The 14,368-nt window shown below is 73.0% G+C and carries 9 protein-coding genes; all 9 read left to right on the forward strand.

All coding sequences use genetic code 11. From position 1 onward, the window contains the following. Nucleotides 1-37 precede the first annotated feature (37 nt). From AQJ11_RS27915 to AQJ11_RS27955, 9 genes are read left to right on the forward strand one after another with little or no spacing between them, the layout of a single operon-like run. Nucleotides 38-1,354 (forward strand): nucleotide sugar dehydrogenase, encoded by a 1,317-nt coding sequence (locus tag AQJ11_RS27915; RefSeq protein WP_014675558.1) that lies wholly within the window; start codon nt 38-40, stop codon nt 1,352-1,354. Beyond that, entirely contained in the window at nt 1,344-2,609 is a 1,266-nt protein-coding gene (locus AQJ11_RS27920; RefSeq protein WP_014675557.1) for a glycosyltransferase family 4 protein, read from the forward strand. The genes AQJ11_RS27915 and AQJ11_RS27920 overlap by 11 nt, the downstream gene beginning before the upstream one ends. Beyond that, entirely contained in the window at nt 2,606-3,976 is a 1,371-nt protein-coding gene (locus AQJ11_RS27925; protein ID WP_059264919.1) for a Wzz/FepE/Etk N-terminal domain-containing protein, read from the forward strand. The genes AQJ11_RS27920 and AQJ11_RS27925 overlap by 4 nt, the downstream gene beginning before the upstream one ends. Then, complete coding sequence (locus tag AQJ11_RS27930) at nt 3,973-5,493, forward strand: Wzz/FepE/Etk N-terminal domain-containing protein (RefSeq protein ID WP_059264920.1); 1,521 nt, start codon at nt 3,973-3,975, stop codon at nt 5,491-5,493. The genes AQJ11_RS27925 and AQJ11_RS27930 overlap by 4 nt, the downstream gene beginning before the upstream one ends. Nucleotides 5,494-5,496: 3 nt before the next feature. Further along, on the forward strand, nt 5,497-7,431 hold the full coding sequence (gene asnB, locus AQJ11_RS27935; RefSeq protein WP_059264923.1) for an asparagine synthase (glutamine-hydrolyzing): 1,935 nt from the start codon (nt 5,497-5,499) through the stop codon (nt 7,429-7,431). A gap of 17 nt (nt 7,432-7,448) precedes the next feature. Next, nucleotides 7,449-9,629 carry a bi-domain-containing oxidoreductase gene (locus AQJ11_RS27940; RefSeq protein ID WP_059264925.1) on the forward strand — a complete coding sequence of 727 codons (2,181 nt, stop codon included), beginning with the start codon at nt 7,449-7,451 and terminating at the stop codon, nt 9,627-9,629. After that, nucleotides 9,626-11,578 (forward strand): heparinase II/III family protein, encoded by a 1,953-nt coding sequence (locus tag AQJ11_RS27945; protein WP_059264927.1) that lies wholly within the window; start codon nt 9,626-9,628, stop codon nt 11,576-11,578. The genes AQJ11_RS27940 and AQJ11_RS27945 overlap by 4 nt, the downstream gene beginning before the upstream one ends. 14 nt (nt 11,579-11,592) lie before the next feature. Continuing rightward, nucleotides 11,593-13,131: a right-handed parallel beta-helix repeat-containing protein gene (locus tag AQJ11_RS27950; RefSeq protein WP_059264929.1), complete on the forward strand. Its 1,539-nt coding sequence runs from the start codon at nt 11,593-11,595 to the stop codon at nt 13,129-13,131. 1 nt (nt 13,132) lies between these two features. Then, on the forward strand, nt 13,133-14,368 hold the full coding sequence (locus tag AQJ11_RS27955; protein WP_059264931.1) for a hypothetical protein: 1,236 nt from the start codon (nt 13,133-13,135) through the stop codon (nt 14,366-14,368).

Here is a 14,368-nt window from a genome sequence, read left to right on the forward strand (position 1 = left end):
GCAGGCCACGAGGCCTGCCTGGGGGGAGGAACGCGTCATGAGAGTCAGCGTTTTCGGGCTCGGCTACGTGGGCTGCGTGTCGGCCGCGTGCCTGGCCAGCATGGGGCACGAGGTCATCGGGGTGGACGTCAACCAGGTGAAGGTCGACCTGGTCAACGACGGCAAGGCCCCGGTGGTCGAGGAACGGATCGGCGAGCTCACCGCCGAGGTCGTGCGGACCGGGGCATTGCGCGCCACCGGTGACGTCCGCGAGGCGATCGGGAACAGCGAGGTGTCGCTGGTCTGCGTGGGCACACCGTCGGAACCCAACGGCAGCCTGTGCACCACGTACCTGGAGCGGGTCACCGAGCAGATCGGCGCGGCGCTGGCCGAGCGCGGCGGGCGGCACACCGTCGTCTTCCGCAGCACCATGCTCCCGGGCACCTGTCTGAACCTGCTGGTACCGATCCTGGAGAAGTACGTCGGCGGCACGGCCGGCGTGGACATCGGGGTCGCGGTCAACCCGGAGTTCCTGCGCGAGGGCACGAGCGTGCGGGACTTCTTCGACCCGCCCAAGACCGTCGTCGGCGAGCTCGACCCGGCGAGCGGCGACGCGGTGCTGGCGCTGTACGACGGCCTGCCCGGGGAGGTGTTCCGGGTGCCGGTCCCGACGGCCGAGGCGATCAAGTACGCGGACAACGCGTTCCACGGCCTCAAGATCGGCTTCGCGAACGAGCTGGGCGCGGTGTGCCAGGCGCTCGGGGTGGACTCGCACCAGGTGATGGACGTCTTCCTGGCCGACCGCAAGCTGAACATCAGCCCCGCCTACCTGCGGCCCGGCTTCGCCTTCGGGGGCTCCTGCCTGCCCAAGGACCTGCGCAGCCTGGTCCACGCGGCGCAGCGGGCCGACGTCTCGGTGCCCATCCTCGCCCATGTGCTGCCCTCCAACTCCGACCATCTGCAACGCGCGGTGGACCTGGTCGAGCGCACCGGCAGGAGACGCATAGGCATGTTCGGGCTCTCCTTCAAGCCCGGCACCGACGACCTCCGTGAGAGCCCGCTCGTCGAACTGGCGGAGAGGCTCTTCGGCAAGGGGTACGACCTGCGGATCTACGACGCCAACGTGAACCTCTCCCGGCTGATCGGCGCGAACCGCGAGTACATCGAGAACCGGCTGCCGCACCTCGCGCAGCTGCTCGCGAACTCCGTCGCCGAGGTGCTGGAGCACGCCGAGGTGTGCCTGGTCGGCACCAGGGACCCGGCCGTGCTGTCGGCGCTGCCCCAGGGCGACGGCCCGGTGCTCGTCGACCTCGTCCGCCTCCCCGACGCCGAGGCGCGCCGGGCCGAACCGGGGTACGTGGGCCTTGCCTGGTGACGCGACCGGCGGCGCCGGGCCGGCCCGGCGCGCGCTGATCCTGGTGGAGAACCTGTCCGTGCCGTTCGACCGGCGGGTGTGGCAGGAGTGCACGACCCTGCGCGACGCCGGCTGGGAGGTGCACGTCATCTGTCCCCGGGGGACCAAGCGGGACACGGAGCCGGAGGCGGTGATCGACGGGGTGCGGATCCACCGCTACCCGTTGCGCGCGGCCACCGGGGGTCCGGCCGGCTACCTGCGGGAGTACGGATCGGCGCTGTGGCACACGCTCCGGCTGGCCCGGAAGGTCGGCCCGGTCGACGTGGTCCACGCCTGCAACCCGCCCGACCTGCTGTTCCTGCCGGCCCTGTGGCTGAAGCGGCGCGGGGCGCGGTTCGTGTTCGACCAGCACGACCTGGTACCCGAGCTGTACCTCTCCCGGTTCGACCGCGGCAAGGACCTGCTCTACCGCGCCGTGTGCGCGCTGGAACGGCTGACGTACCGGGCCGCGGACGTCGTGCTCGCCACGAACGAGAGCTACCGGGGCGTCGCGGTGCGCCGCGGCGGCCGGCGGCCGGAGGACGTCTTCGTGGTGCGCAGCGCCCCCGACACCGACCGGTTCCACCCCGTACCGCCCGAGCCGGAGCTGAAGCGCGGCGCGCCTCATCTGCTGTGCTACCTGGGCGTCATGGGCCCGCAGGACGGCGTCGACTACGCCTTGCGGGCCCTGGCGAAGCTGCGCGACGAGCTCGGGCGGACCGACTGGCACGCGGTGTTCGTCGGCGCCGGCGACACCTTCGACGCGATGGTGGAGCTGTCCCGGCGGCTCGGTCTCGCGGAACGGGTGGAGTTCACCGGGCGCGTTCCGGACGCCGACCTGGTGCGCTACCTGTCCACCGCGGACGTGTGCCTCTCCCCCGACCCGCTCAATCCGCTCAACGACGTGTCCACCATGAACAAGGTCCTGGAGTACATGGTGATGGGCCGGCCGATCGTCTCCTTCGACCTGAAGGAGGCGCGGGTCTCCGCCGGTGACGCCGCCGTCTACGCGCGCGCCAACGACGAGGCCGAGTTCGCGGGGCTCATCGCGCTGCTGCTGGACGATCCGGAGCAGCGGGCCCGGATGGGCAAGCTCGGCCAGGAGCGGATCGGCGGGCCGCTCTCCTGGCGGAACTCACAAGCGTCACTGCTCGCCGCCTACGACGCCGCCTGCCGCGACCACGCTCCGGTGTCGGCGGGCGACCCGGGCCGGGCAAGGAAGAGGCCGCGCCGTTGAGCGACGACACGATACGCCTGGTCACGATCGGGCGGATGCTCCGGCGGCGCCGGCGGTTCCTCGCCGTCCTCGCCGTGGTGGGGGCTCTCGTCGGGTACGGCGCCTCCGTGCTGTTCCCGCCGCGGTACACGACGTCGGCCTCGGTCCTGCTGCCGGGACAGTGGGAGGAGCGCGAACTGCTCACCCAGGTGGACATCGCGACCAGTTCGACGGTGGTCGACCGCGCCGCCGCCGCGCTCGACTGGCCGGGCGTCAGCGGCGCCGAGCTGCGGGACCAGGTGTCCGCCAAGGCCGCCGACGGGAACATCATCAAGATCTCGGGCACGGCCGACACCCCGGAGCGCGCGCAGCGGCTCGCCGACCAGGTGGCCGACCAGTTCGTGAAGTTCGCGGCGCGGATCGCGGGCGGCACCACCGACTCCAAGACGGCCACGGGGCCTGAGGCGCTGCGGAAGAAGGTCGAGGAGACCAACCGCCGCATCAGCGAACTGGCCGACGCGGCGGACCCGGGGCAGACCGTGGAGAGCGTGCAGGCTCGCACCGAGCTGGAGAAGCTGCGCACGTCGCTGGAAGAGGCCATGACGAAGCTGGAGCAGGCCGACCCGGCGGACCCCGTGGCCGGCATGGTCGTCATGGGGCCGGCGGCCCGCCCGACCGGCGAGGCGCCGCCGACCAGGACGCAGCTCGTCGTCGCCGGGGCGCTGCTGTTCTTCCTGCTCGCGGTCATCGGCCATCTCGTCGCCGCGCGGGCGAGTCGCCGGCTGCGCACCGAACCGGAGATCGCCGCGGCGCTGGGCTCGGCGCTCCTCGGCACCGTCGACGTGCCCGCCGATCGGCGCGGCGGGCACCGGCCGGAAGACCGCGGCCCACGGGCCCGGATCCGCCGGCTCCTCGGCATCGACACCCGGTGGGACCTCCCGGCCCCGCAGGTCTCCGGCGACGAGGCCGGCCGGCGGATCCGCTACCGCCGGGTGTGCACCCGACTCCGCAGCCAACTGCCTTCTCCGAGACGGCTGTTGGCCGTCGTACCGGACGGCGACGAGATCGCCCGCCGGGCCGCCGAACAGCTCGCCGCCGAGGCCAGGAGCGACCCGCAGCTACGGGTGGTGCAGGTGTCGGTGGACCGGCCGGTCGTGCCGGACCGCGACACCGAGTCCGGCGCCCTGGTCGTCCTCAGCGCGGGGTGCTGGACCGCGGAGGAGCTCGCCGGCATCGCCGAGGCGTGCGCGGACGCCATGCACGAGGTCGTCGGCATCGTCGTCGCCGGCATGGTCCGGACCCGTCCGACGCGGACGGACGGCCGTCCTTCGGACGAGGCCACGCTGGCGCTCGCGGTCCACGGCCACGCGACGGGAGGTTCGGCGTGACGACGAGCACGACACCGGAGCCGTCGGCCACCACCCCGCTCCTCGACCTACAGGCGCTGGTGGTCGCGGTCCGCAGGCGCCGTCGCCTGTGGTGCGCCATGGCGCTCCTCGGGCTGCTGGCCGGGGCTGCCGTGGCGGTGCTGATGCCACCGCCGCCGACCGCGGTCACCGAGGTGCTGGTCGCGCACAAGGAGGACCAGCCCAACGACACCGGAACGCTGATCCGCACCGACGTCGAGGTGTTGGGAACCACGCGGATCGCCGAGAAGGCCCTGCGGTCCCTCAACTCCTCCGAGGACCCCGAAGACTTCCTGCGGGACTACCGGGGCGCCGGCGTCACCAACAACCTGCTGAAGATCACTGTGGCGGGTGGCAGCGACGCGGAAGCGGTGGCCCGGGCCCGAGCGCTGGCCGACGCGTTCATCGCGGACCACGTGCAAAGGATGCGGGCGACCGCCAACGCCGAGGCCAAGGCTCTGCTCGACCAGCGCGACCGGATGAAGGACGAGCTCGCCCAGGTCAACAAGGACATCGGCGGCCGGTCACCGGAGACGGAGACCGACCCGCAGGAGTCGGCGGGCATCGAGTCGCTCTTCGCCCGCCGGGCCGAACTCAGCACCCGGATCGCCGACTTCAACCAGCGCGCCGAGGAGGCGCGTGTCGGCACGCCCCAGGTCGTCGCCGGCACCCAGATCGTGGACGCCCCGCGCCCGGTGAAGCACTCCCTGCCCAAGGCCGCCGCCACCGACGCCGCGATCGGGCTCGTCCTCGGCCTCGTCCTCGGGCTCGCCCTCGCCGCGGTCGGTGTCGTGGTCGCGGACCGCCCCGTGCTGCGCCGGGACATCGCGGCGAACCTCGGCGCCTCGGTCATCGCGGAGCTGCCCCGCCGGCCGGGCAGGCGCCGGCAGCGCCGGCGGACCCGGTTGGCACGCGAACGGCTCACCGCGCACCTCGCCCGCACCGTGCGCGGCTCCACGGAACCGGTGTCGCTGCTGGAACTCGGCTGCGCGCACGGCACGAGCGTGATCGCCCTCGACCTCGCCAGGGCGATGGCGGCGGAGGGTGCGGTGACCGTCATCGACGGTCTGCCCGGCCCGCAGCTCGCGGGCCGCCGCCCGAAGCCCGGGGACCCGGCCGTGGTCGGCGCCGAGCGTGCCGCGGCCGTGCCGCCCCAGGAGCGCCGGCTCGGCGTCGGCTCGGTGGCGCCGGGCACGGCCTGGACCGACCTGCGGTACCTCGGCACGCAGACCGTGCTCGTCGTGCGGGCCGGCCACGGCAGCGCCGCGTGGCTGCACACCGTGGCGCGGCAGCTCGCGGACCAGCACATCGCGGTGATCGGTGTGGTGCTGATCGACCCCGATCCGCGGGACCGCACCGACGGCACGTTGTGGGACGGGCTGCACACCGCGCTCCGCGGACGCAGCGAGCGGCCGGCCCAGCAGCCGGGCCGGCGGCGCACGGAGCGGCAGCCGATGTGGGCCGCGCGGGGCGCGGACAACGACCAGGAGGCGCGGTAGCACATGTGCGGCATCGCAGGTACGTACCGCTGGCCGGACGGCAAGATCGTGACCGACCGGCTCACCGACACCCTCGCCCACCGCGGTCCGGACGGGGCGGGCCGGTACAGCCACCCCGCCGGTGACGGCGAGGTGCACCTCGGGCACCGCCGGCTGGCCGTCATCGACCTGTCCGAAACCGGCGCCCAGCCGATGGTCTCGGGCGGCCTCGCCCTGACGTACAACGGCGAGCTGTACAACGCGCCCGAGCTGCGCGCCGAACTGGCAGCCGCCGGGGTGCGCTTCAGCGGCACCTCCGACACCGAGGTGCTGCTGGAGGCCTGGCGGCGCTGGGGCACCGACTGCCTGCCCCGGCTGCGCGGCATGTTCGCGTTCGGGATCTTCGACGAGCGCACCGGTGACCTGGTGCTCGCCCGGGACCAGCTCGGCATCAAGCCGCTGTTCCTGCTCCGGCGCGGCGAGGGGCTGGTGTTCGCCTCCGAGCTCAAGGCGCTCGCCGCCGTGACCGGCGGGCCGCTGGAGGTGGACCGTGCGGCGCTGGTGGCCTCCCTGCTGTACTACTGGGTGCCGGACTCGCGGTGCGCGTTCCGCGAGGCGGAGAAGCTGCCGCCGGGGAGCTGGCTGCGGTGCCGGGCCGACGGCTCGGTGCGGCGCGGCCGGTTCTGGAACCTGAAGGACGTCGCCGCCGAGGGCCGGGAGCGGGCCCGGGCCGGTGAGCGGCCGGACATCGCCGCCGTCGTCGAGGAGTCGGCCCGGCGCCACCTGCTCTCCGACGTTCCCGTGGCGACCTTCCTCTCCGGCGGGCTGGACTCCAGCTACCTGACCGCGCTGGCGGCCCGCGACCGGCCCGGGATCCCCGCTTACACGATCGGGTTCCGCGCCGAGGACGCCAGGTTCGAGGCGATGCCGGACGACCTGCGCTACGCCCGGCGGGTGGCCGAGCGGTTCGGTGTCGACCTGCGGGAGATCGAGATCGCCCCGGACGTGCTCGACCTGCTGCCGCGGATGACGTACCACCTGGACGAGCCGATCGGCGACCCCGCCGCGATCAACACGTTCCTGATCTGCTCGGCCGCCCGGGAGGCCGGGGTGAAGGTGCTGCTGTCGGGGATGGGCGCCGACGAGCTGTTCGCCGGGTACCGCAAGCACCTGGCCAACCTGCTCGCGCTGCGCTACCAGCGCGTCCCGCGGCCCCTGCGGCGCGGGGTGTCCGCGGCCGTGGACCGGCTGCCGGTCGCGACGAGCCGCCGGGGGTACCGCTCGGTGCGCTTCGCGAAGCGGTTCCTCTCCTTCGCCGACCTGCCGGAGGAGACCGCGTTCCGGCGCAGCTACACGATGTACGACCGGGACGAACTGCTCGCCCTGGTCGATCCGGACCTGGCCGGGGCGGTCGGGGACGTGCTGACCGAGCACGCGGACACCTACCGGGACAACGAGCTCGACGACTTCGTCAACCGCATGTGCCTGGGTGACGCCCGGATGTTCCTGCCGGGCCTGAACCTCGCGTACACGGACCGCTCCAGCATGGCCGCGTCGACCGAGGTGCGGGTGCCGTACGTCGACGTCGAGGTGGTCAAGGCGGCGTTCGCCGTGCCCGGCGACCGCAAGATCGTCGGACGGCAGGGCAAGGCCGTCCTCAAGGAGGCGGCCACCTCGGTCCTGCCCCGGGAGATCGTGTACCGGCCCAAGGGCCTGTTCAGCGCCCCGCTGCGTGCCTGGATGAGCCGGGATCTGGCGCCGCTGGTGCGTGAGGTGGTCAACGACGGGGAGCTCGTCCGGTCCGGGTTCCTGCGCCGTGACGCGCTGACGCGGATGGTCGCCGAGGACGCCGCCGGGCAGCGGGACTTCTCCAAGCATCTGTGGCACGTACTGACGCTTGAGTACTGGTACCGCGACGCGACCTCTGGGTCCGGCCAGAGCACTCGGCACACGGCTTAGGAATCAGAGGAGTTCGGGTGAAACAGGTTGTGCAGAACTACAAGAGCGGCGAGCTGGCGGTGCTCGACGTGCCGGTGCCGGGGTGCAAGCCGGGCGGTGTGCTGGTGCGCAGCGCCTACTCGCTGATCTCCACCGGGACCGAGCTGATGAAGGTGTCCGAGGCCGGCATGTCGATGCTGGGCAAGGCCCGATCCCGGCCGGACCAGGTGGCCAAGGTCATGCAGAGCGTGGCCACCAACGGGGTGCCCGCCACCTACCGCAAGGTGATGGGCAAGCTGGACTCCTACACGCCGCTGGGCTACTCGCTGTGCGGGGTGGTCGAGCAGGTCGGCGCCGGGATCGACGAGGTGAAGGTCGGCGACCTCGTGGCCTGCGCGGGCAACGAGCACGCGCTGCACGCCGAGCTGAACTGGGTGCCGAAGAACCTCTACGTCCCGGTGCCGGACGGCCTCGCGCCCAGGCACGCGGCCTTCGGCACCGTCGGGTCGATCGCCATGCAGGGCGTCCGTCAGGGCGGGCCCCAGCTCGGCGAAGTGGCCCTGGTCATCGGTCTCGGGCTGATCGGGCAGCTCGTGGTGCAGCTCCTGGCCGCCTCGGGCGTGCGCGTCGTCGGGGTCGACCCGGACCCGGTGCGCTGCGAGCTGGCCGGGCGTCTGGGCGCCGCGGCCTGCGGGGACCCCGCGTCCGCGGCCGTGGAAGCCGCCGTCGCCGAACTCACCGGCGGCCTGGGCGTGGACCAGGTGTACCTGGCCGCGGGCGGCGGCAGCAACCAGCCCGTCGAGCTGGCCGCCCGGCTCTGCCGGGACCGCGGCCGGGTCGTCGACATCGGCAAGTGCCGCCTGGACCTGCCGTGGAACGCGTACTACGAGAAGGAGCTGGACGTCCGGTTCTCCCGCAGTTACGGACCCGGGCGCTACGACCCGGAGTACGAGCTTCAGGGGCGGGACTACCCGATCGGCTACGTGCGCTGGACCGAGCGCCGCAACCTGGCGTGCTTCCTCGACCTCCTCGCCCGCGGCAGCGTCGACGTCGAGCCCCTGATCTCCCACGTCGCCGACTTCGACGACGCCGTCGAGACGTACCGGCGCCTGAAGGACGGCGACCTGAAGGCCGTGGCCGTGCTGTTCCGGTACCCCCGGCCGGAAGGGGAAGCGGCGAAGGCGGAAGCCCCGGCGGTGGCCGTGCCCGCGGTGAAGGTGCGGCGGAGTCCGGCCCGGGCGGCCAACGCGTCGGTGCGGCTGGCGTTCGTCGGCGCGGGCAACTACGCGACGTCGATGCTGCTGCCGCACCTGGCGCAGCGCGACGGCGTCGAGTTGTCGACCGTCGTCACCACGACGGCGCTGTCCGCGGCCAACGCGCAGCGGAAGTTCGGCTTCGCCGAGGCGACGACCGATCTCGACGCCGTGCTCGGCGACACGTCCATCGACGCGGTGTTCGTCGTCACCCGGCACAGCTCGCACGCCGAACTGACCCGCAGGGCGCTGCTGGCCGGCAAGGCCGTGTTCGTCGAGAAGCCGTTGGCGCTCACGGAGGAGGAACTGGCCGGGGTGCTCGCGGCGGTGGAGGAGTCCGGCAACGACCGGTTGCAGGTGGGCTTCAACCGCCGGTTCGCGCCGCTGCTGCGGGAGGCCAGGACGCGGTTCGGCGCCCGGACCGGTCCGGCGCACCTGCGGTACCTGGTCAACGCGGGCCGCCTCGACCACACCAGCTGGTACCTCCAGCAGGGCACCGAGGGCTCTCGGTTCGCCGGCGAGGGCGGGCACTTCATCGACACGGCGAGCTGGCTGCTCGACGCCGACCCGGTATCGGTGTACGCGGTCGCCTCGCCCGGCGACGAGGACCTCCAGGTCGTGCTGCGCTACCCGGACGGGTCCACCGCCGCCATCAGCTACGTCACCAGCGGCCCGGCCGGCTTCCCGAAGGAGACGCTGGACCTGGTCGCGGACGGCAAGGCGCTGCGGCTCGACGACTTCGTCCGCGCCACGGTGTACGACCGCAAGCGGTGGGTCAGTTCGCGGCTGCCCAAGGCCCGCGACAAGGGCCAGAACGCCGAGCTGGCCGCGTTCGTCAGGGCCGTGCGGACCGGCGGGCCGATGCCGGTGCCGCTGGAGTCCCTGGTCGCCACCACGGCGGCCACCCTCGCCGTCCGGACCGGCCTGGCCGGCGGCGCGCCGGTGGCGTTGGAGCGGGCACGATGACCATGAGCGCGGGCTGGTACCTGCGGCGGCTGTCCCGGATGGGACCGCGGGAGGTCGCGGGCCGGGCGGGCGACGCGGTGCGCAGACGGCGCTGGCGCGCGGCGCCGCCGGACTGCCCGGACGTGACCGGCGCCCGGTTCACCGCGGTACTGCCCGCGGGGACGATCGCCGCGGTGCCACCGGACGCCGCCAAGCGGCTCGTCGCCGAGGCGGACCGGCTGATGGACGGGCGCGCCGAGTATTTCGGGGTGGTCCGCGACGACCTGGCCGACCCGGACTGGTGGTACGACCCGAAGACCGGGCGCCGCGCTCCGGGAGGTTACGCCTTCGACGTGCCCTACCGGGACGAGGAGACGGTCGGGGACATCAAGCAGATCTGGGAGCTGTCCCGGCACCAGTACCTCACCGTGCTCGCCGCCGCCTACGCGCTCACCGGGAACGAGCGGTACGCCGAGCGCGTGGCCGGGCACCTGCGGTCGTGGTGGGCGGCCAACCCGCCGCTGCGCGGGGTGCACTGGACCAGCGGCATCGAGCTGGGCATCCGGCTGCTGTCCTGGGTGTGGATCCGCCGGCTGCTCGACGGCTGGCCGGGCGCGGCCGGCCTGTTCGAGGGCGACCCGGTGGCGCTGAACCAGATCTGGCACCACCAGCGCTGGCTGGCGGCCTTCCCCAGCCGGGGGTCCTCGGCGAACAACCATGTCATCGCGGAGGCCGCCGGGCAGTTCGCCGCGGCCTGCGCGTTCGGCTGGTTCCCCTCCTCGGCGCGCTGGCGGGCCGACGCGCTGCGGTCGCTGGAGCGGCACCTGCGCGCCAACACCTTCCCCTCCGGACTCAACCGCGAGCTGGCCTCTGAGTACCACGGCCTGGTGCTGGAACTCGGCCTGGCCGCGGTGGCCGAGGCGGACGCCGCGGGTGTGCCGGTGCCCGCGTCCGTCCGGCTGGTGCTGCTGCGGATGACCGACGCGCTCGCGGCCGTCGTGGACAGCCGGCTGCGACCGCCGCGCCAGGGGGACGCGGACGACGGGCACGGTCTGGTCGTGGACGGCGCGGGCACCGACCGCTGGGCCTCGCTGCTGGCCACCGGGGACGCCGTGTTCGGCCGGCTCGCCTGGTGGCCTGCGGTGACCGGCACCGATGTGCGCACCCCGCTGCTGGCCGCGCTCCTCGAACCCGGCGGACCGTCCGTGTCCCGCCCGGCGAGCCGGCCGGCCCACTTCGCCGACGCGGGCATGACGATCCTGCGCGGTCCGGCGGAGATCTGGTGCCGCTGCGACGGCGGTCCGCACGGCTTCCTGTCCATCGCCGCGCACGCCCACGCGGACGCGCTGTCCGTGGAGGTCCGGCACGACGGGGTCGACGTGCTCGCCGACCCGGGGACGTACTGCTACCACGGGCAGCCCGAGTGGCGGCGGTACTTCCGGTCGACGCTCGGCCACAACACCGTGCAGCTGGACGGCGGCGACCAGTCCGTCTCCGGCGGCCCGTTCCTGTGGACCCGGCATGCCAGGAGCCGCGTCCTGGCCGCGGACGCCTCCGGCGCCTCCTTCGCAGGGACGGCCCGCTGGTGTGCCGAGCACGACGGCTACCGGCCCTCCACGCACCGCAGACGAGTGGAACTGACCGCTCCAAAGCGGGAGTTGAGGGTGGTCGACGAGGTGCGCGGTGCGCGCCGGGCCGTGCGGCTGGCGTTCCACCTCGGCCCGGCGATCAGCGCGGACCTGGTGGGCAACCGGGCGGAGCTCACCTGGAGCCGGGACGGCGAGGACCGCTCCGCGCTGCTCGTCCTGCCCGGGGAGCTGTCCTGGCGCGCGCATCGCGGCGAGACCGAGCCGCCGCTGGGCTGGTACTCCGCCGGGTTCGGACGCAAGGAACCCACCACCACGCTGGTCGGCACCGGTGTCGCCGACGGCGTGCGGGGGTTCACCACCGTACTGACGTTCAGCGGCTAGGGGGGAGGGGACCCGTGGGGATCACGTGCCGGCGTTGGGCGTTGCCGGCGGCACCGCTGGCGCTGACCCTGCTGGCGGCGACCGGCTGTACGAGCTCACCGGACGCACCGGGGAAACCGGCCGCCGCGCCGTCCGGGTCCGGGGCCGCGTCCGCCGTGGCCCGGGTGTGCGCCACGCCCGCGGCCGGACCCGCGACAGCGCCGGCGGGCGCGGTGACGGTCGACCCCGACGTGGTCGGTGACCTGGCCGAGAAGACGAAGGACAACCCCCCGGGCACCACGTTCTGGCTGCGACCGGGCACGCACCGGCTCGACCCGGAGCGCTACGCCCAGGTCATGCCCAAGAGGGGGGACCGCTACCTCGGCGCGCCGGGCGCGGTGCTCGACGGCGGGAAGAAGAACGCGTACGCGTTCAGCGGCACCGCCCCCGATGTCACCATCCGCTACCTGACCGTGCAGCGCTTCGTCGCACCGACCGACGAGGGCGTGGTCAACCACGACATGGCCGACGGGTGGGTGATCGAGCACGCCACGATCCAGGACAACGACGGCGCCGGGCTGATGGCCGGCGCCCGCCAGCAGGTCCGCGCCAACTGCCTGCGCGACAACGGCCAGTACGGAATGAACGCCTACAAGACCGGCAACACCATCCGCGACCTGGTGGTCGAGGGCAACGAGGTCGTCGGCAACAACACCGGCGACTGGGAGCGGCGCAAGCCCGGCTGCGGCTGCACCGGAGGCATCAAGTTCTGGGCCGTCGACGGCGCCGAGGTCCGGGGCAACTGGGTGCACGGCAACCGCGGCGCCGGGTTGTGGGCGGACACCGACAACAACGACTTCCGCATCGAGGACAACCTCGTCGAAGAGAACGACGGCGCCGCGCTGATCTACGAGATCAGCTACAACGCGGTCATCCGGAACAACACGATCCGGCGGAACAACTGGGTCGAGGGCCGCGCGTCCGCCACGCGCGGCGACGACTTCCCGTTCGCGACCGTCTACCTGTCCGAAGCCGGCGGCGAACCACGGGTCGCGGCCCGCACGGACAAGATCGACATCTACCGGAACCTGCTGGAGAACAACTGGAACGGGATCACCCTCTGGGAGAACGCCGACCGGTTCTGCAACAGCCCGGCCAACACCTCCTCCGGTGACTGCACGCTGCTGGTGAAGGACAAGGACCGCTGTGTGAAACCGGCGATCGACAAGGCACCGCTGTACGCCGACTGCCGGTGGAAGACGCAGCGCGTGGACATCCACGACAACCGCTTCGTCCTGGACAAGTCCGTCGTCAAGTGCACGGAGAAGTGCGACCGCATGGCGGTGCTCGCCAACTACGGCACCTATCCGGACTGGTCGCCGTACAAGGGCAAGCGGGTGGCCGAGGCGATCACCTTCGAGCAGCACAACCGCTGGCACGACAACGCCTACCGCGGTCCGTGGCAGTTCGTCGTCCGGGACCCGAGCCAGGTGCTCGACCGGTGGCAGTGGCAGGGCCCGCCGTACCGGCAGGACGCGGGCAGCACCTTCGCGACGAAACGGGCCGGTGGTTGAGATGGACCGTACCCCCGCCACCCCACCGAAGGCCGTCGGGATCGTCTGGCTGCTGCTCGGCCTCAACACGCTCGGCTCCGCCGGGGCGAAGACCATCGTCCAACTGCCCCGCTCCCTCATCCAGCTCGTCACCATGGGCTCGCTCGTCGTCGCCTTCGCGCTGGCGCTCGCGCTCAATGTGCGGCTGCGCATCAGACCCAGCGCCTTCGTGTTCCTGCTCACCCTGCTGCTGGTGCCGAGCGTGATCTCCAGCGTCCACCTGGAGTCCGGGTTCGGCGCGCTGTTCCGCTGCACCCGGCTGGCCCTCTTCATCGGCACACTGTGGCTGGTGAGCCGCTGGTGGGACGGCAGCGTGACGTTCGTCCGCCACCACATCCGGATGTACTTCGCGGTGCTCGTGTCGGTGGCCGCGGGCCTCGCCATCTCACCGGGCGCCGCCATGCCCGACCTCTACGGCGGGCGCCTCGTCGGCGCGCTGTGGCCGCTCACCCCGCCGCAGATCGGGCAGTACACGGCGGTGATCACCGGGCTGACCGTGCTGCTGCTCCTGGGCCGCCAGGTCGACAGGACCAGCGCGGCGGTGGTCATCGTCCCCTCACTCGTCCTCCTCGCGCTCACCCACACCCGCACGGCCACCGTCGGCCTGCTCGTCGGGCTGGCGCTGGCGATCGGCTCGCTCCTGCTGACCAGCGCCGCCGCCCGCCGCTTCTTCACCTGGGCGGTGCTGTGCGCCACGGTGGCCGCCGTGGGGTTCGCCTCCGCGCTCCAGGCGTGGTTCCTGCGCGGACAGAGCAAGGAGAACTTCTCCAGCCTCACCGGCCGGGCCAAGGTGTGGGACGCCCTGCTGGCGGCGCCCCGGACGACCGGGGAGCGGTTCTTCGGCGTGGGCCTCGGCGACAAGTCGTTCGGCGGGCTGCCGATCGACAACAGCTGGCTGGCCGTCTACAACGAGCAGGGTCTGATCGGCGTCTCCCTCGTGGCGGCCGTCCTCCTCGCGCTCGGCGGCGTCGCGCTGCTGCGGCCACCGTCGCTGCCGAGGGCCTGTGCGATCTTCCTGATCAGCTACGTCGCGATCTCGTCGTACACCGAGGCCGGCCTCGGCGACGCCTCGCCGTACCTGCTGCACCTGGCCCTGGCCGCCTCGCTGCTCGCGGCCCCCGCCGCCACACCGCTGCCCACGCCCCCACTCCCCCGACCAGGTGTCCCGCGCTGGGCCCGGGACCGGGAGGTGAGCTGA

It is taken from the genome of Streptomyces corchorusii (genome assembly GCF_001514055.1).
In the GTDB taxonomy this organism is placed as follows: Bacteria; Actinomycetota; Actinomycetes; order Streptomycetales; family Streptomycetaceae; genus Streptomyces; species Streptomyces olivaceoviridis.